This is a genomic window from Duganella lactea, assembly GCF_009857505.1.
Taxonomy (GTDB): Bacteria; Pseudomonadota; Gammaproteobacteria; order Burkholderiales; family Burkholderiaceae_D; genus Rugamonas; species Rugamonas lactea.
Map to the genome: position 1 here is coordinate 14753 of NZ_WWCP01000037.1, position 17574 is coordinate 32326.

Here is a 17574-nt window from a genome sequence, read left to right on the forward strand (position 1 = left end):
CATTGTCCCATACCGGCCGTATTTTTTGGGTTTTCAGGCGGCGATCAAAAAGGAGGCGGCGCTGGTCTGCAACCCGCCGGCGGCATACTGCAACTGGTGTACCGCCTCGCTGGTCGATTTCAGCGATTCCACCGTTTGCTGGGTGGCTTCGTTTAACTGCATCATGGTCTGGTTGATCTGGGTGGCGCCGACGGCCTGCGACTGCATCCCCTGCAACACCAGTTCGAATTGCGGCGCCAGTTGCCGCACCTGGTCCATCACGCCGGACAGCTGGTCGGTCACCTGTCGCACCTCGCCCACGCTGCGGCGGATCTCTTCGGAGAATTTGTCCATGCCCATCACGCTGGCGGAGACGGCCGACTGCATCTCTTTGAGCATCTGCTCGATATCCCAGGTGGAGACCGAGGTCTGGTCGGCCAGCCGGCGAATTTCGGTGGCCAGCACCGAGAAGCCGCGCCCGGCCTCGCCGGCCTTCTCGGCCTCGATGGCGGCGTTCAGCGACAGGATGTTGGTTTGGTCGGCCACCTTGGTGATGGTGATCAGCACACTGTTGATGTTGGAGGCTTTTTCCGACAGCGCCGCCAGCTTGGCGTTGATCGAGTCGGTGGCGGCCACCATGTTGCGCATGGTGCCGTCCATGCCTTTGAGGTTGTCCTGCGCGTCGGCGGTGGCGTGGGTGGTGTAGTCGGCCACGCTGGTGGCTTCCTCCATGGTCCTGACCAGCTCCGCGATGCTGGCGGAGATTTCCCTGGTGGTGCTGAGGATCTCGATGCTGGTCTGCGCCTGTTCGACCCCGGTGGCCTCCTGCTGCTTGGCCGAGGCGGCGATCTCGGTGGCCGAGGTGGTGACCTGAATGCCGGCTTTCTGCACTTCGTTGATCAGGGAGCGCAGGTTGCCGAACATGCGGTCCAGCCCCTCGGCCAGTTGGCCGATGGCGTCATTGCCGCGTACTTCGATCTTGCCGGTCAGGTCGCCGGCGGCGGCTTTCGACACCACGCCGAGCAGCGAATCGACCTTGGACCTGAGCAGGTTGGTGGCCGCCAGCTCCTTGGCGTGGCTGTTCTGGATGGCCTGCGCCATTTGATTGAAGCCCTGCGACATCTGACCCAGTTCATCGCGCGAGGTAACCTTCACCCGCGCGCCCTGGTCGCCGCCGGCGATGCGCTCCACCACCGAGGCCAGGCGGCTGATCGGGGCGCCCAGTGCCTGCCGCAGCACCGCGCCGATCACCAGCGCCAGTGCCGTGCAGACGCCGCCACCGAGCACCAGCAGCAGCATCATCGATTCCGACAAGTCGGTGGTGGTCCTGGTGCGTTCGGTCAGCAGGAGGTTCTCCTGGTCGGTGATTTCCTTGATCATGGCACGCGCGTCGGCCATGGTGCGGCCGCCGACGCGCACCTCGTCCGGGTTTGCCGTTTGCGCGCCGGCACCGCGCTTCTCCAGTTGCGGGTTGATGACCTTATTCAGCCAGTCATTGACGAAGGGGACGAGCTTTTGCATGCGCGCCTGCTGCGCGGGGTTGTCGGCGGTAAGCCTGGTGATCTCCGCCAGATGGCGGCGCAAGATTTCTGTTTCGTTGCTGATGCGTTGCAGGGCGGTGACGTCGCCGGTCAGCAGGTAGCCGCGCGTCGAACTCTGGATCTGCACCATCGCGGTTTCGATCTGGTTCGCTTCCAGCAGCACCTGCATGGTGTGCAGGTCCCAGCCACTGGCGGTCGACAGCTTGGTGAAGTTGGTGTAGGCCAGCGCCAGCAGCAGCACGATGAGGGCAACGATGACGCCGAAACCACCGGCGAGTTTTTTCTTGATACTGAGGTTCTTCAGCATGGGTGCTCCACTCACGATCAGGATGTGGAGCCAATGTATCAAAAAAAAGGCCGCTCAGCGAGCGGCCTTTCTTGAGCAGGCGAGAGCGGCGAGGCTTACTGACCGCGCTTCAGGCGGGCGTTGGCGGCGATGCGCATGCGCAGTGCGTTCAGCTTGATGAAGCCACCGGCGTCGGCCTGGTTGTAGGCGCCGCCGTCTTCGTCGAAGGTGGCGATGTTCATATCAAACAGGGAGTCGGTCTTCGAATCGCGCGACACCACGATCACATTGCCCTTGTACAGCTTGAGGCGTACCCAGCCGTTCACGGTGCTCTGCGTGTGGTCGATCAGCGTTTGCAGCGCGACGCGCTCCGGCGCCCACCAGTAGCCGTTGTAGATCAGCGACGCGTAGCGTGGCATCAGGTCGTCCTTCAGGTGGGCCACTTCGCGGTCCAGCGTGATCGACTCGATGGCGCGGTGGCCTTTGAGCATGATGGTGCCGCCCGGGGTTTCGTAGCAGCCGCGCGACTTCATGCCGACGTAGCGGTTTTCCACCAGGTCCAGACGGCCGATGCCATGCTTGCCGCCGAGGCGATTCAGTTCGGTCAGCACGGTGGCCGGCGACATGCGCACGCCGTTGATGGCGACGATGTCGCCTTTTTCGTATTCGAGGTCGATGTACTCGGCGTCGTTCGGCGCCTGTTCAGGGCTGACGGTCCAGCGCCACATCGATTCCTCGGCTTCGGCACTGGGGTTTTCCAGGTGGCGGCCTTCGAAGGAGATGTGCAGCAGGTTGGCGTCCATCGAGTACGGCGCGCCGCCGTTCTTGTGTTTCATGTCGATGGCGATGCCCGCGTCTTCCGCGTACTTCAGCAGTTTTTCGCGCGACAGCAGGTCCCATTCGCGCCATGGCGCGATCACTTTGACGCCTGGCTTCAGCGCGTAGGCGCCCAGCTCGAAGCGCACCTGGTCGTTGCCCTTGCCGGTGGCGCCGTGCGAGATGGCGTCGGCGCCGGTTTCGTTGGCGATTTCGATCAGGCGCTTGGCGATCAGCGGACGGGCGATCGAGGTGCCCAGCAGGTATTCGCCTTCGTACACGGTATTGGCGCGGAACATCGGGAACACGAAGTCGCGGACGAATTCTTCGCGCACGTCGTCGATGTAGATGTTCTCTGGCTTGATGCCGAACTTCAGCGCCTTGGCGCGCGCCGGTTCCAGCTCCTCCCCCTGGCCCAGATCGGCGGTGAAGGTGACGATTTCGCATTGGTAGTTATCCTGCAGCCACTTCAGGATGACGGAGGTATCGAGGCCGCCCGAGTAGGCGAGGACTACTTTTTTAATGTCGCTCATGATTGATCCCAGTTGAAGATTACTTGTTTTCTATGCGCCCGAGCAGCAGGTACTCGATCAACGCTTTTTGAATGTGCAGGCGGTTTTCCGCCTCGTCCCACACCACCGACTGCGGGCCGTCGATGACGTCGGCCGCGACTTCCTCGCCGCGGTGGGCGGGCAGGCAGTGCATGAACAGCGCGTCCGGCGCGGCGCGCGCCATCTTGGCGCTGTCGACGATCCAGCCGTCGAAGGCCTTCAGGCGGGCGGCGTTTTCCTCTTCGTAGCCCATGCTGGTCCAGACGTCGGTGTTGACCAGGTGCGCGCCCTCGCAGGCGTCGGACGGATTCTTGAAGAAGGTGTAGCGGTCGGTCGAGACCAGCGACATGTCCATCTCGTAGCCGTGCGGGGTCGAGACGTTGACGTGGAAGCCGAATACCTCGGCCGCCTGCAGCCACGAATACAGCATGTTGTTGGCGTCGCCCACCCAGGCCACGATCTTGCCTTTGATCGAGCCGCGATGCTCGATGTAGGTGAAGATGTCGGCGGCCACCTGGCACGGATGGTGTTCGTTGGTCAGGCCATTAATCACCGGCACGCGCGAGTTGGCGGCGAAACGCTCGATGATGTCCTGGCCGAAGGTGCGCACCATGATGATGTCGCACATGCGCGACATGACCTGGCCGGCGTCTTCCACCGGCTCGCCGCGGCCCAGTTGGGAATCGCGGGTGTTGAGGTAGATGGCGGCGCCGCCCAACTGGTGCATGCCAGCCTCGAACGAGAGGCGGGTGCGGGTCGAGTTCTTGTCGAACACCATGACCAGCGTGCGGTCGATCATCGGGTGATAGATCTCGTAGTTCTTGAACTTGCGCTTGATGATATGCGCGCGTTCGATGACGTACTCATACTCTTCCAGCGTGAGGTCGGAAAACTGCAGGTAATGCTTGATCGTTTTTTGGATAGGCATAATGACAACTGACAGATAGCTACGGCTTAGCCGGGTAATTATAAAGGCAATTCGGCGGACGGGGCGAATTACCGCAGATTATGCTGTCTGTGAAACCCGTTCAGTGATAGATATGCGCGGTGGACGGCAGCTTGTTCTCGGGCGCCTTCAGCGGCAGATCCAGCGTGAACGTGGTGCCGGTGCGCGCGCTGTGGACGGAAATCAGGCCGCCCATGAGTGAAGTGATAATGTTGTAGCTAATCGACAGTCCCAGCCCGCTGCCGCCCTGTCCCAGTTTGGTGGTGAAGAAGGGATCGAAGATGCGCGACAGGTGTTCGGGCGCGATGCCGCCGCCGTTGTCGCGGAAGGTCAGTTGCACCCGGCCGTCCACCGGCGCCTGCGCGCGCAGCCACATGCAGCCGTTGCCCTGGCCGGCGAAGGCGTGCAGCAGGGCGTTGTTGATGAAATTGGCGATCACCTGGCCGTAGGGCCCTGGGTAGCTGTCCAGCGACACGGTGTCCGGCACCTCGATCTCGATGCGGTGGCCGGAGGCGCGGATGCGGTTCATCATGGTGGCGATCACCTCGTGCGTCACCTGCGACAGATTGAAATCGCGCCGCTGTTCGGTGGTGCGGTCCACCGCCACCTGCTTGAAGCTGTTGACCAGATTGGCGGCGCTGGTCAGGCCGCGCATCACCAGTTCGTGCGCCTTGCGGGCGTCGTCCAGATAGTTCGCCAGCGCCGAGCGTTTCAGGCCGGCGCCGTTCATCTGCGCTTCCATCTCCTCGGTTTTCTGCGCCAGCGTGCTGGCGATCAGCAGGCTGTTGCCGATCGGCGTATTCAGTTCGTGCGCCACGCCGGCCATCAGCGCGCCCAGCGCCGCCAGCTTTTCCTGTGACACCAGCTGCGTTTGCGCGTCCTTCAGCTGGCGGTAGGCTTCGGCGTTGTCCAGCGCGATGGCGCCGTAGGCGCACAGCGTGCGGAAGATCAGGCGTTCGCGTTCGCCGTAGGCGTCGACCTCGATCGACTGCACCGTCATCACGCCCAGCGCGCGTTCGCCCACCAGCAGCGGCACATACAGCGCGCTGGCCATCAGGTCGGTGCCGGGGGCGAGGAAGATGTCGTCCGGGCCCGCCTCGTCGATGTAAATCTCGGCCCGCTCGCGCAGGCTGCGGGCGGCGTTGGCGCGCGGGTTGGCGATGTCGATGGTGTTGCCGGCCAGCGGCTGACCGTTCTCCATGCCGAACACGCGGCTGATGGTGTCGCAGCCCGGATCGCACAGATAGATCGCCAGCGAATCGGCCGGCAGCAGCGCCTGCGCATGGCGGTGCAGCGCCTGGAACACCGCGCCGGCGTCGAGGTGGGTGGTGATCTCCTGGCCGATGGCCGACAGCCGCTCCAGCAAGGCGGTGGTCTGCTGCAGCAGCTGCACGCGGCGCATTTCGGCGGCGGCCAGCGCGCGGTGGTGCTTGCCTTCGGCGCGTGCGTTCTCGGTCTGCTGCTGCACCTGCATGGCGATGGCGCGGTTGGTGGCGTCGTGGCTGTGTGTCTTCTGGCGCGCGGCGGCGGCCAGTTGCGACGAGGCGTAGGCCTGCCGGTAGTCGCCGATGTGCGCGTATTCGCGCGCCAGCGCTTCGTGCAGGTCGGCCGGCAGCGTGTAGCCGTTGATATGGCCGGCCACCGACAGGGCCTGATGCAGGAAGTGCAGCGTGGCGTTCGGCTCCGTCATGCAGGCCGGCGCCGGCAACTGGTGGCGCAGATGGATCAGCGACAGCACGCGCAGCGCCGCCACCTGGTGGTAGTTGTTGGCCTGTTCCCGGGCCAGCGTGGTGGCGCGTTCGGCGGCGTCCTGCGCTTCCTGCGGCCGGTCGAGAAAGCACAGCGCGTGCGCCTGGCCGCGCCGGGCGATGCTCAGAAAATCGGCGTGGCCCAGCGCGGTGCCGCGCGCCTCCAACTGGCGGAAGGCGTGCAGCGCGGCGGTGAAGTCGCCCTGGTCCAGCGCCAGGTCGCCGAGATATTGCAGGGCGGTGGCGTAGGCGCGGGCGCCGTGCAACGGCGCCAGTATTTGCGTGGCTTCGCGCAGCAGTTCGTCGGCGGCGTCCAGGCGCCCGAGGCGGCGCATGGTGTCGGCGGTGTGCATCAGACAGATGCCGATGCTGCGCGGCCAGCCGGTGGGGCGAGCCAGTTCGAGCGCGCTCTCCATCCACTCCAGCGCCGCGTGGTGGTCGTTGAGCAGCGTGAAATCGAGGCCGATGTTGATGGCGGCGGTGATCGCCATGCGCATCTGGCCACTCTCCAGCGCCGCCTCGTAGCAGCGCAGATAGTGGCCGGCGGCGGCGCCGAAATCGCTGGCCTGGCTGGCGGCCAGGCCGTAGTAGTCATAGATCCAGCCGGCGACGGTGGGCAGGGCTTCTTCTTCGCGGCTGAAGCGTTGCGCCCAGCGCCGCTGCGCGCTGGGCAGGTCGTGCAGCACGCTCCAGCGGGCGTTGACCGCGTCGGCGATGGCGAGGCGCTGTGAATCGCCGGCGGCGCGGGCGGCGGTGGCCATCTGTTCCAGTTCGTTCTCGGCGCGGGCATGCTCGCCGCTGTCGATGGCGATCCAGGCGCGCAGCCAGTGGGCGTCGGCCTGGCCGAGCGGCAGTCGCAGCGCGGCGAAGCGGGCACCCGCTTGCTGCGCCTGGGCGTCGGCGTCGGCCAGGTGGCCATCGAGCCAGGTGGCTTCCGCCCGCAGCAGTTGCAGGCGGGCAGCGATGGGTTCACTGTCGGCGGCGGGAAGTGCGGGCAGCAGCGTGTCGGCTTCAACCGCCAGTCGCAGCGCGCGCGGCGTGTCGCGCTGGCGCAAGTGCCAGGCCAGCGGCAGCAGCGCCGGCAAACGCGCAGCGCCGTGCTGGGAGGTCAGTGCGGCCTCCCAGTCGGCTAACGCGTCATCAAGCGCAAACAGGTCCATCTCGGTTCCTTAGGTACTTGCCCCAAGGCATTATAGACACAAACTTTTGGTTTTAGTACAGGGTTTGTGAAGACTCGTGCAGCAGCTGGCCATACAGCGTGTGGCGCATGCGGGCGATCTTGCCTTCCTCAACGGCGGCCAGCACCGCGCATTGCGGCTCGATCAGGTGACGGCAGTTGTAGAACTTGCAATGACCCAGATACGGGGCGAATTCGACAAAGGCGCGCTCCAGCATGCCCTCGCTCAAATGGTAGAGGCCGAATTCCTGGAACCCGGGCGAGTCGATGATGGACGAGTCCGGTCCCAGGTCCGGCAGCGTGTACAGCCGGGTGAAGGTGGTGGTGTGTTTGCCGGTGTCGAGCGCGGCCGAAATTTCGCGCACGGCGATGTCGGCTTCCGGCACCAGCAGGTTGATCAGCGAGGACTTGCCCATGCCGGACTGGCCGATCAGGATCGACGAGTTGCCCGCCAACAGTGGTTGCAAGGTGGCGATCGCGTGCTCGGGGTGGGCGGTGGCCGACACTTCGTGCACCGGGTAGCCGAGATCGCCATACGCGGCGACCCGCTCGCGGGTACGCGGTAACGCGTCCGCCACGTCGGTCTTGTTGAGGATCAGGTGGGCCTTGATGCCGGCCGCCTCGGCCGCAACCAGTGAGCGCGACACCAGGTCGTCGGTGAAGCCGGGTTCGGTGGCAACCACGATGAACAGCTGCGTCAGGTTAGCGGCCAGCAGCTTGGACTTGTACTGGTCCGAGCGATACAGCAGCGTCTTGCGCTCTTCGATCTTGTCGATCACGCCCTGGTCGGGCGAGGTCATGCTGATGTGGACGACGTCGCCCACCGCCACATTGGTCTTCTTGCCGCGGGTGACGCATTGCAGCTTCTGGCCATCGGCCTCGGCCAGGTAGTGGCGGCCGTGGGCGGCGATGATGATGGCGCTGCGCTGTTCGGCTTGCGGTTTGCTGTGGGGCTTGCTCATTGTGCCGCCGCCAGGTTCAGTTGACGGATGCGCACGCTGGCCGGCGGGTGCGAGTCGTAGAAGGCCGAATGCAGCGGATCGGGCGTCAGCGTCGAGGCGTTGTCTTCGTACATCTTGACCAGCGCCGACACCAGATCGCGGGCGTCGGTGTGCCGGGCGGCGAAGGCGTCCGCCTCGAATTCGTGCTGGCGCGAACCCAGCGAGGTCAGCGGATTGAGCAGGAAGGTGAACACCGGCAGCGCCAGCATGAACAGCAGCAGCGCCATGGCGTCGTTGCTTTGGCCCGGCAGCAGCAGCGGGTTGACGCCCAGGCCGTCGTAGAACCACGGCTGCGTCTTCAGGTAGCCGAGCAGGGCGAGGAAACCCAGCGACATGGCGAACATCATGCCGATGCGCTTGATGATGTGCTTGAGTTTGAAGTGTCCCAGCTCATGCGCCAGCACCGCCTCGATTTCCTGCGGCTGCAGGCGCGCCAGCAGCGTATCGAAGAATACGATGCGCTTGTTGGCGCCGAAGCCGGAGAAGTAGGCGTTGCCGTGGGCGCTGCGCTTGGAGCCATCCATCACGAACAGGCCCTTGGAGGCGAAGCCGACACGCGTCATCAGGCCTTCGATGCGCGACTTCAGCGACTGGTCCTGCAGCGGCGTGAACTTGTTGAACATGGGCGCGATCACGGTCGGGTACAGCACCATCATCAGCAACTGGAAGCCGCTCCAGACGAACCAGGTGTACAGCCACCACAGGTCGCCGGTCTGGTGCATCAAGGTCAGCACTACCCACGCCAGCGGCAGGCCGATGACCACGCCCAGCAGCGCGCCCTTGAGCATGTCGCCAAAGAACAGGCCCTTGCTCATCTTGTTAAAACCAAAACGCTGTTCAAGGCCGAACTGCTTGTAGTAGTCGAACGGCAGGTCGATGACGCCGGAGAGCAGCGCGAACGCCGCCAGCAGCGCCAGTTGGTAGGTCATGCCCGGGCCGGTGACCTGGAACACCTGCACCGACAGCCATTGCAGGCCGCCGAGCAGCGTGAAACCGACCAGCACCAGCGTATTCACCAGCAGCGTCAGCAGGCCGTATTTGGTGCGCGCGACGGTGTAGTCGGCGGCCTTCTGGTGGGCCGCCAACGGTATCTTTTCGGCAAATTCCGCCGGCACGGCGCCGCAGTGCGCCAGCACATGGCGAATATGGCGCGAGGCCAGCCAGAAGCGCACCAGCAGCGTCAAAATGATAAAAGAGACGAACAAAATCGAAAACGCGAGTGAATACATTCTGTGCCTGTGAGAAAATGGCAGATTCGGATTAATTTAGCCAAGAAAAGAGAATTATGTCACAAGCTACTGATTTGCCAGAAGGCGCAACCGCAGCACCACGCCCGAACGAATTCAACCTGGTGTGGGTGGACATGGAAATGACCGGCCTGGAGCCGGAAACCGACCGCATCATCGAAGTGGCCGTGGTGGTCACCGACATGCACCTGAACGTGCTGGCCGAGGCGCCGGTGTTCGCCATCCACCAGTCGGACGAAACCCTGGCCAAGATGGACGCCTGGAACACCGGCACCCACGGCCGCTCCGGCCTGACCGAGCGCGTCAAGGCGTCGACCATCACCGAAGCCTATGCCGAGGAGGAGCTGATCAAGTTCCTGAAGCAATGGGTACCGAAGGGCAAGGCGCCGATGTGCGGCAACACCATCGGCCAGGATCGCCGCTTCATGGTGCGCTACATGCCGAAGCTGGAGGCGTTCTTCCACTACCGTAATATCGACGTGTCGACGCTGAAGGAACTGGGCAAGCGCTGGAATCCTGCCATGGTCAGCGGCTTCAAAAAAGCCCAGAAGCACACCGCGCTGGCCGACATCCTTGAGTCGATCGAAGAACTGAAGTACTACCGCGAGCATTTCATCAAACTGTGATGACGGCGCGCCTGCCATCGCTGGCGCTGGGCGCCTTGCTGGCCGCCGGCGCCCACGCCGGCGAGTTCGTGCACAAGGACTGGGCCAGCGCTTGCGACAACACGCGTCATTGCGAGGCGGTCGGCTACCAGAACATGGCGCAGAGCGAGCCGGTGACGCTGTGGCTGGCGCGTGACGGCGGCGGCAACGCGCCGGTGGTGGGCAAGCTGATGGCCTACGCCGAGGATGCGGACGACCAGGCGCCGCTGAGCATCCGCGCCGGCGAGGTGCTGATTCAAGGCATCCGGCAGGACATCACGGCCGCGCAGATGGCGCGCCTGCTGCCGGCCTTGAAGAAGGCGGACACGGCGCAGGTTTCGGATGGCCGGCACACGTGGACCTTGTCGCTGGCCGGCTTGCATGCCGTGCTGCTGAAGATGGACGATGCGCAGGGGCGCGTCGGCACGCTGACGGCGCTGGTGCGGACCGGCCGTCAGCCGGCCAGCGCGGTGCCGGCCGCCTTGCCGGCGCCGCCGTTGCGCGCCTTGTCGCTGCCGCCGCAGCGCGACAGCGACAAGGCGCTGCTGCCGGCCATCCTGGGCGTGTTGAAGGACGCCGACTGTGAAGACATCGCCAGCGAGGGCGCTTACGGCAGCATCCACCGCATCTCCGATAGCCAGTTGCTGGTGGTGCGCCAGTGCTCGCTGGGCGCGTATCAGGGCGCTTATGGTGTCTGGCGCGTCAACGACAAGCCGCCGTATGCGCCGGTGCGCCTGATGTTGCCGGATGTCGATGGCAAGCCGGAGGACTCGGCGGTCGAAGCCAATTTCGAGGATGGCGTGCTGAGTTCCTACGCCAAGGGACGCGGCCTGGGCGATTGCGGCAGCTTCAATAGCTGGCTGTGGACCGCCGACGGCTTCAAGCTGCTGGAATCATCCAACGGCCCGCTGTGCCGGGGCATGCCCGGTGGCGGCTTCATGCTGCGCCAATGGCTGGCGCGCCAGATCAACTAGGCTCGCGCAAAACGAAGGGCACGCCACGCGCCCAGCGGTTGGACGACAGCGAGAACGTCAGCGCGTGCACCTGGTGGTACCAGCCGGCCGGCACGTACAGCATGTCGCCCGGCCGCACCAGCACCTCGATCAGCGTGGCCTGACGCGCCAGCGGGTAGCGCTCGTAGTCGGGCGCCTCCGGATTAAACGGCGAGCCGAACAGCATGGCGCTGGCTTCTTTCACATACAGGAACGCATCATGATGCGGCGGCGCGAGGAAGATGCGCTTGCTGCCCCAGATCTGCGCGAAGATGTTGTCGTCGTAGTCGCAATGCAGCGGCGTCAGCGTGCCGGCCGGGCCGATCCAGAAACGCGCCGGGCCCATCTTGTCGAAATACGTGGGCCAGTGGCACATGCTGTTCAACGCCTTCAGCTCCAGATTGCCGAGGTAGGGCGGCAAGCCTTCGGTGCGCTCGGCAAGGTCGAGGTATGCGGCCATGCTCATGTCCCGCATCGCGCGGTCGGCGGCGAAGGCGGTGTTGATGTAGTCGCCGACGCGGGCGCGCACCGGCATGTCGCCGTGGCGCTCGCGCAGCAGGCTCTGCGGCTGCGCGGCCAGCGGCCAGCGGTTGACGACGCCGTCGATCAGGAACGGCAGGCCTGGCGCGGCGCGTTCGCGGAACTGTGCCGCCGTCAGCGCTTTGACGCGCGGCACCGCGTCGATGGTCGGCAGCGCGCGCGAGGCTTGCTTGATCGCTTCGCGCATCTCGTGGATGGAACTGACGCCACGGATTTGCGCGTCGCGCTGCGCGCGCGCCTGCTTGTTGGCGGCGGCTTGTTCCGGCGTTTCGGTGGCCAGCACACGGGGCGGCAGGGCTTTGCTTGTTCTTGACATCTTCTACCAGCAATAAAAAAACAGCGCAGTCTATTCAAAAAACGCCTGCCACACCAGCCAGGCGTTGGCGGCGGAGGTCAGGGCGAACAGGAACCAGGCCAGCGCGACGGTCCACCAGGCGTTGGCGAAATTGCCCATGATGCGGCGTTGCGAGGTCAGGCTGACCAGCGGGTACATGGCAAACGGCAGCTGCATGCTCAGCACCACCTGGCTGAGCACCAGCAGCTTGCCGACCGAGTGTTCGCCCAACACCAGCACGCCGATCATGGCCGGAATCAGCGCCAGGCCGCGCGTCAGCATCCGCCGTTGCCAGCAGGGGATCTTCAGTTTCAGAAAGCCTTCCATGATGACCTGGCCGGCGATGGTGCCGGTGAAGGTCGAGCTTTGTCCCGATGCCAGCAGGGCCAGGCCGAACAGGATGGCGGCCAGCGCGGTGCCGGCCACCGGTTCCAGCAGCAGGTAGGCCTGGTCGATGTCGAGCACGACCGGGTTGTCGGGCCGATGGAAGGCGGCCGCCGCCAGCACCAGAATGGCGCCGTTGATCAGCAACGCCAGCAGCAGCGAGATGATGGTGTCGATGCGCGACAGGCCGATGGCCTCGCGTTTGGCGTGGTCGGTTTTGCTGACCACACGCGTTTGCACCACCGACGAATGCAAATACAGGTTGTGCGGCATCACCGTCGCGCCGAGGATGCCGATGGCCAGGTACAGCGGCTCGCGCGACGACAGCGCGCTGATCGACGGCACCAGGCCCGCCGCCACCGCCTGCCAGTCCGGCTTGACGAAAATCAGTTCGGTGAACAGGCAGATCGCCACCGTCAAAATCAGCCCGAGCACGATGGCCTCGACCTGGCGGAAGCCTTTGCCTTTCAGACCCAGCACGATCAGCGTATCGAGCGCGGTCAGCGCCACGCCGGTCGGCAACGACACGCCCAGCAGCAGCTTGAACGCCAGCGCGCAACCCAGCACCTCGGCCAGGTCGCAGGCGATAATTGAAATCTCGGCGAAGCCCCACAGCGTTTTGCCGACCGCCGGCGGATATTGTTCGCGGCAATGTACGGCCAGGTCCTTGCCGGTGACGATGCCCAGCCGCATGCTCAAACACTGCAGCACGATCGCCGCCAGGCTCGACAGCACCACCACAAACAGCAACTGATAGCCGAACTGTGAGCCGCCCTGAATGGCGGTCGCCCAATTGCCAGGGTCCATATAACCGACCGACACCAGCAGGCCCGGTCCGGCGAAGCGCAGTACTTTTTTCCAGAACGGATCGCTTTCCGGCACCGCGACGGTGCCCGCGACTTCGGACGGGCAGAAGGGCGCGGTGGCGGTGGTGGGCAGCTTGAACGAAAACATAGGCATCCTGAAAAATAATGCCCAAATTCTACTTTAGAACGCGGCGTGCCGGCTCCGTCATTGCGAAAACAGCCATGCGCGCCATGCCTTTGCGAGCAGCATGCACGATCACCTGCTTGGCCGCCGACGCCCCCATCGAGAAACCGGTGATGTGGATGCGTTGGGCGTCGATCGGATAGCGCTGGCGCAGGTCGGCGACCAGCGCGGTCAGCAAACCATCCACGATGGCGCCGGAACCATGCAGCACCAGTACCAGCGGGTAGCGCTTGCCGGTTGCCACGGTGGCCGGCGGCAGCGGGCGGTAGGGCAGGGCCTTGCCGCCGGACTGGAAGCGCTCGGCGTGCGGTCGGTCAGTCGTTCGGTTTGCGCGACGGCATGGCCGGCGCTCAGACAGGCCATGCTGAGCAGCACCGCCGCCGCGCGCGAGATCATTCCGCCGCGTCGTTGGCGCCGTGGCACTTCTTGAACTTCTTGCCGCTGCCGCAAGGGCAATCGTCGTTGCGGCCGACTTTCGGCTCGTCGCGCTTGACGGTTTCGACGGCGGCCTTGCGGCGCGGCAGCCAGAATTTGTAGATGTTCGGCAGGTTGGCTTCCAGTTCCTGCGCCAGCTTGTGCGCCTTGACCGGATCTTCCACCAGCGGCAGTTCTTCTTCCTCGATCTCGTCCGCGCCGAGCAGGTAGACCGGACGCATCAGGTCGGCCACTTCCGAATCCCAGAGCGGCTCCCACGAACCCGGGCGCAGTTCCATGCCTTCCCAGAAGCCCCAGCACCAGGCTTCGGCGTCGATCAGCGTCTGGCCTTCGTGCTCGTGTTCGACGAACAGCGGCTCGAATTCCTTCGGCGCCACTTCAAACGTCACCAGCACTTCGTTCATGAAGCGCATGATCAGCTCGATGATGCGCTGCTCTTCCTTCTCGTGCTTGAACTTTGGCACGTCGGTGTCTTCCTTGCCCCAGACCTTTTTCAGCCATTCGGACGGCATGATGGTTTCCGGGCCGATCGCGATGGCGGTCAGGTAGCCGTGCAGCATGTCCATGGTCATGGCATCCTCCGGGCTGCGTTCGGACAGCAGGAAGTTGTCGAGTTCGTCGAATTCTTTGTCGCTCAGTGGCTGATCGAGTTGCATAGCTTGCTCTATTTATTTGGGTGAATCTGACAGTATACACGTCCGCGCCGCTTACAATGGCGGCTATGACCGCATCCCACCCTTATTCCGCGTTGAGCCCCGATTGCGTGCTCGACGCCCTCGACAGCATCGGCCTGCGCGGCGATGGCCGCCTGCTGGCGCTGAACAGCTATGAAAACCGCGTCTACCAGGTGGGCATCGAGGATGACCAGCCGCTGGTGGTCAAATTCTATCGTCCCGGCCGCTGGAGCGATGACGCCATCCTTGAAGAGCACGCGTTCACGCGGGAGCTGGCCGACGCCGAAATTCCGGTGATGCCGGCGCTGGCGCTGCATGGCGCCACGCTGCATCATCACCAGGGCTTCCGCTTTGCCGTCTTCACCCGCCACGGCGGTCGCGCGCCCGAGCTCGGCGATCCGGCGGTGCTGGAGTGGACCGGGCGCTTCATCGGCCGCATCCACGCGGTCGGCGCCACCAGGCCGTTCGCGCACCGGCCGGCGCTGGATATCGACACCTTCGGCACCGAGCCGTGCGAATTTCTGCAGGCGCATGATTTTATCCCGCTGGATCTGAAGGCTTCGTACGCCGCCATCACGCGGCAGGCGCTGGACGGCGTGCGCCGCTGTTACGACCGCGCCGGCGCGTTGCCGCAGTTGCGGCTGCATGGCGATTGTCACGGCGGCAACGTGCTATGGACCGACGCCGGCCCGCACTTCGTCGACTTCGACGACGCCCGCATGGGCCCGGCCATCCAGGACCTGTGGATGATGTTGTCCGGTGAGCGCGCCGAGCAGGTGCGCCAGATGGGCGATATTCTGGCCGGCTACGAGGATTTCTGCGACTTCAACCCGCGCCAGATGCATCTGGTGGAAGCGCTGCGCACGCTGCGGCTGATCCATTACTCGGCGTGGCTGGCGCGGCGCTGGGACGATCCGGCCTTCCCGGCGGCTTTTCCGTGGTTCAACACCCAGCGTTACTGGCAGGACCGCATCCTGGAGTTGCGCGAGCAGGTCGCCCTGATGGACGAGGCGCCGCTGCCAGTTTGAAGAATTGGCGGGTTTTTCCGCCTCTGCTTACGGCTAGGCTTGCTTGATGGCTACATGATAATGAGAGCTCGGAAAACCTCTCAGCGAGACTCTCATGCAAGCACAACTGGCCAAACAAGCACGCGACGACGTCACCCTGCTGCCATTGCCGATGGCCTCCGTGCTTGACCCCGACGACGTCGCGCCGCCCCAGATGCCGCGCGCCGCGATGGAAATGAAAGCCATCCAGGAAGCCATCGCCCGGGTGGAAGCCGAGGCCAAGGCCGCTTGCGCCGCCGAGAGCCGCGCCCACGCCGAGGCCCGCGCCCGCGCGCTGGCCGAGGACCGCGCCGCCGTGGACGCCGCCGCCGCCGCCGTCGCGCAGCAGAACGCGCAGGCGGCCGAGGAGGCGATCAAGGCCAATCAGGAGCGGCTGGACTCGCTGCGCGCCGCCGCCCAGGCCAGCGTCGCCCGGCTGGACGCGGTGAAGCAGGAAACCGCCGAGCTGCGCGCCCGCGCCGAGGCCGACAACGCCATCCGCAAGGCCGCCGAGGAACGCACCAAGGCCGAGGAAGTCAGCCGCCAGCGCGCCCACGAACAGATCGCCACCGAAGCCGAATTGGCCGAGCAAGCCTCGCGCGCCGCCGCCGAGTTGCAGGCGCAGACCGAGCAAGCCCGCCGGCAGGCCGCCGAGCGTGTCGCCGCCGTGCAGGCCGCCAAGGAGGCAGTGGTCGGCATCGCCTCGGCGGACGCCCGCGTCGCCACGCTGGCGCGCGAACGCGAGCGTCACGCCGCCGGCGCCCGCCTGACCGCGCAGCAACTGGCCGAAGCCGAGGCCGATGCGCTGGAACTGACCAAGCAGCGCGAGCGCGCCGACAAGATCGCGCTGGAAGCGGCCTTCAAACGTTCCGCCGCCGAAGCGCGCGCGCTGGAAGAGGCGCGCGCGCTGGCGCACCTGGAACAGGAGCGCGAGCAGATCGCCCAGTCCAAGGCCGAATCCGAACGCAGCGCCGCGCAATCGCTGCGCCTGCGCCTGCAAACCGAAAAAGAAATCCGTGACGCCGCGCTGCACCGCGAGCGCATGGAAGCGGTGGCGGTCGCCGCCGCCGAAGCGCGCCGCGAAGCGGACGCCCGCATCATCGCCGCCACCGAAGCGCGGATCGAAGTCGACAACCAGTTGCGCGCCGTCGCGCAGGCCCGCATGCAGGTCGAAGAGGACGCCGAGATCGCCACGCTGGCCAAGGTGGAGGCGGAAGCGGCCGCGCTGGAGCAGGCCCGGCTGCGCCAGGCCGCCGAAGAGGCCGCCGCCGAGGCCGCGCGCGCGGACAGCCAGGAGCAGCAGCGCGCCGCCGATCTGGCGCGCGAGCGCGAGTCGCTGTCACGCGCCGCCGTCGAGCTGGCCGCCAGCCAGAACGCCGCCGAGCAGGCCGAAGTCAGCGCGATGGCACAGCAAGTGGAGGCGCAGCGCGCCGCCAGCGCGCTGGCCGGCGAGCGCGCCGAACACGCCGCCGCGCTGCTGCGCGCCGAGCAGGAGCGGGCCGAGGCCGAGCGGCAAGCCATCATCTCGCTGAAAGAAAAACTGGACGCCGAACAGCGCGCCACTGAAGCCGCGCGTCAGCGCGTGGTCGCCGAGCGCGCGCAGACCGAAGCGTTCCAGCAGCAGCAGGAAGCCGGGCAACGCCTGGCCGACGCCGCCGACAAGCAAGCCGAGGCGGCGCGCGTGATGGCCGCACAGGTTTCGGCCGAAGCCGAACAGAAAGCCATCGCCGCGCAGGCGCTGGCGGCGCAAGCCAACCTGGCGGTGGAACTGGGCGCGGTGCACGCCGAGCGCGCCCGCGTCGAGCAGGAAAAAGCCGCCAAGGCCGAAGCGCTGCTGGCGGCCGAGCGCGAATACGTCGAGGCCGAGCGCCAATCGCTGGCGCTGATCGACCAGAAGCTGACGCAGCAACGCATCACCAACGCCTCGGAAGTGCGCGCCTCGCAAGCGATCGCCGGCCGCCTGGAAGCGGAGCGCGCGGTGGCCACGAGCGCCCGTCAACGCGCCGACGAAGAGCAGGCCGCCGAACAAGCGATGGCCGACAAGGCCACCGCCCAGAAAGCGCTGCTGGAGAGCGCGCAGGCGCACGCCGCGATGCAACGCAAAGTGGCCGAGACGACGGTCGCGATGGCCGCCGCCAAACAACAACTGCTGGAGCTCGAAACCCGCCGCCTGGGCGCCGCGCAAAAAGCGCTGGCGACGGTGCAAGCCAGCATCGCCGCCCTGGACTAGGCGCGGTGTCAAA

The 17574-nt window shown here is 65.5% G+C and carries 14 protein-coding genes; 4 read left to right on the top strand and 10 right to left on the bottom strand.

Going from position 1 to position 17574, the window contains the following annotated elements:
- Positions 1–33 precede the first annotated feature (33 nt).
- The 6 genes from GTP44_RS22300 to GTP44_RS22325 all read right to left on the bottom strand — a co-directional run bounded on the left by GTP44_RS22300 (position 34) and on the right by GTP44_RS22325 (position 9274).
- Positions 34–1827, bottom strand: coding sequence for a methyl-accepting chemotaxis protein (locus tag GTP44_RS22300; protein WP_161021141.1), 1794 nt, complete (start codon positions 1825–1827; stop codon positions 34–36).
- A 95-nt stretch (positions 1828–1922) separates the two neighbouring features.
- Complete coding sequence (locus tag GTP44_RS22305) at positions 1923–3155, bottom strand: argininosuccinate synthase (protein ID WP_160992254.1); 1233 nt, start codon at positions 3153–3155, stop codon at positions 1923–1925.
- A gap of 19 nt (positions 3156–3174) precedes the next feature.
- On the bottom strand, positions 3175–4101 hold the full coding sequence (gene argF, locus GTP44_RS22310) for an ornithine carbamoyltransferase (protein ID WP_161021142.1): 927 nt from the start codon (positions 4099–4101) through the stop codon (positions 3175–3177).
- A gap of 100 nt (positions 4102–4201) precedes the next feature.
- Entirely contained in the window at positions 4202–7027 is a 2826-nt protein-coding gene (locus tag GTP44_RS22315; protein ID WP_161021143.1) for an ATP-binding protein, read from the bottom strand.
- Positions 7028–7079: 52 nt separating this feature from the next.
- Positions 7080–8006: a ribosome small subunit-dependent GTPase A gene (gene rsgA, locus GTP44_RS22320; RefSeq protein WP_161021144.1), complete on the bottom strand. Its 927-nt coding sequence runs from the start codon at positions 8004–8006 to the stop codon at positions 7080–7082.
- On the bottom strand, positions 8003–9274 hold the full coding sequence (locus GTP44_RS22325) for a M48 family metallopeptidase (protein ID WP_161021145.1): 1272 nt from the start codon (positions 9272–9274) through the stop codon (positions 8003–8005). The genes rsgA and GTP44_RS22325 overlap by 4 nt, the downstream gene beginning before the upstream one ends.
- Positions 9275–9330: 56 nt before the next feature.
- Between GTP44_RS22325 and orn the strand changes: the two genes are divergently transcribed.
- Positions 9331–9918, top strand: coding sequence for an oligoribonuclease (orn, locus tag GTP44_RS22330; RefSeq protein WP_161021146.1), 588 nt, complete (start codon positions 9331–9333; stop codon positions 9916–9918).
- Positions 9918–10910 carry a DUF1176 domain-containing protein gene (locus GTP44_RS22335; protein WP_161021147.1) on the top strand — a complete coding sequence of 331 codons (993 nt, stop codon included), beginning with the start codon at positions 9918–9920 and terminating at the stop codon, positions 10908–10910. Before orn ends, GTP44_RS22335 begins: the two co-directional genes overlap by 1 nt.
- On the opposite strand, the gene GTP44_RS22340 is transcribed toward GTP44_RS22335, so the two are convergent.
- From GTP44_RS22340 to GTP44_RS22355, 4 genes are all read right to left on the bottom strand, one after another.
- Positions 10903–11784, bottom strand: coding sequence for a cupin-like domain-containing protein (locus tag GTP44_RS22340; protein ID WP_161021148.1), 882 nt, complete (start codon positions 11782–11784; stop codon positions 10903–10905). The genes GTP44_RS22335 and GTP44_RS22340 overlap by 8 nt on opposite strands.
- A 30-nt stretch (positions 11785–11814) precedes the next feature.
- Positions 11815–13140 (bottom strand): Nramp family divalent metal transporter, encoded by a 1326-nt coding sequence (locus tag GTP44_RS22345; RefSeq protein WP_371867298.1) that lies wholly within the window; start codon positions 13138–13140, stop codon positions 11815–11817.
- A 28-nt stretch (positions 13141–13168) separates the two neighbouring features.
- Positions 13169–13420: an alpha/beta hydrolase family protein gene (locus GTP44_RS22350; RefSeq protein ID WP_161021150.1), complete on the bottom strand. Its 252-nt coding sequence runs from the start codon at positions 13418–13420 to the stop codon at positions 13169–13171.
- A 148-nt stretch (positions 13421–13568) separates the two neighbouring features.
- The gene (locus GTP44_RS22355; protein ID WP_161021151.1) at positions 13569–14267 is read right to left on the bottom strand and encodes a UPF0149 family protein; all 699 of its coding nucleotides are present in this window, start codon (positions 14265–14267) and stop codon (positions 13569–13571) included.
- Positions 14268–14323: 56 nt separating this feature from the next.
- On the opposite strand from GTP44_RS22355, the gene GTP44_RS22360 reads away from it, so the two are divergent.
- Entirely contained in the window at positions 14324–15313 is a 990-nt protein-coding gene (locus GTP44_RS22360; protein WP_161021152.1) for a serine/threonine protein kinase, read from the top strand.
- 94 nt (positions 15314–15407) lie between these two features.
- Positions 15408–17561 carry a coiled-coil domain-containing protein gene (locus tag GTP44_RS22365; protein ID WP_229257033.1) on the top strand — a complete coding sequence of 718 codons (2154 nt, stop codon included), beginning with the start codon at positions 15408–15410 and terminating at the stop codon, positions 17559–17561.
- The last annotated feature ends 13 nt before the right edge of the window (positions 17562–17574 follow it).

Bases quoted from the DNA above. Each gene is read 5' to 3' on its own strand.
- GTP44_RS22345 (WP_371867298.1), bottom strand. From the start codon at position 13,140: ATGTTTTCGTTCAAGCTGCCCACCACCGCCACCGCGCCCTTCTGCCCG.
- GTP44_RS22335 (WP_161021147.1), top strand. From the start codon at position 9,918: ATGACGGCGCGCCTGCCATCGCTGGCGCTGGGCGCCTTGCTGGCCGCC.
- GTP44_RS22365 (WP_229257033.1), top strand. From the start codon at position 15,408: ATGCAAGCACAACTGGCCAAACAAGCACGCGACGACGTCACCCTGCTG.
- GTP44_RS22325 (WP_161021145.1), bottom strand. From the start codon at position 9,274: ATGTATTCACTCGCGTTTTCGATTTTGTTCGTCTCTTTTATCATTTTG.
- GTP44_RS22340 (WP_161021148.1), bottom strand. From the start codon at position 11,784: ATGTCAAGAACAAGCAAAGCCCTGCCGCCCCGTGTGCTGGCCACCGAA.
- orn (WP_161021146.1), top strand. From the start codon at position 9,331: ATGTCACAAGCTACTGATTTGCCAGAAGGCGCAACCGCAGCACCACGC.
- argF (WP_161021142.1), bottom strand. From the start codon at position 4,101: ATGCCTATCCAAAAAACGATCAAGCATTACCTGCAGTTTTCCGACCTC.
- GTP44_RS22300 (WP_161021141.1), bottom strand. From the start codon at position 1,827: ATGCTGAAGAACCTCAGTATCAAGAAAAAACTCGCCGGTGGTTTCGGC.
- GTP44_RS22315 (WP_161021143.1), bottom strand. From the start codon at position 7,027: ATGGACCTGTTTGCGCTTGATGACGCGTTAGCCGACTGGGAGGCCGCA.
- GTP44_RS22360 (WP_161021152.1), top strand. From the start codon at position 14,324: ATGGCGGCTATGACCGCATCCCACCCTTATTCCGCGTTGAGCCCCGAT.
- rsgA (WP_161021144.1), bottom strand. From the start codon at position 8,006: ATGAGCAAGCCCCACAGCAAACCGCAAGCCGAACAGCGCAGCGCCATC.
- GTP44_RS22305 (WP_160992254.1), bottom strand. From the start codon at position 3,155: ATGAGCGACATTAAAAAAGTAGTCCTCGCCTACTCGGGCGGCCTCGAT.
- GTP44_RS22355 (WP_161021151.1), bottom strand. From the start codon at position 14,267: ATGCAACTCGATCAGCCACTGAGCGACAAAGAATTCGACGAACTCGAC.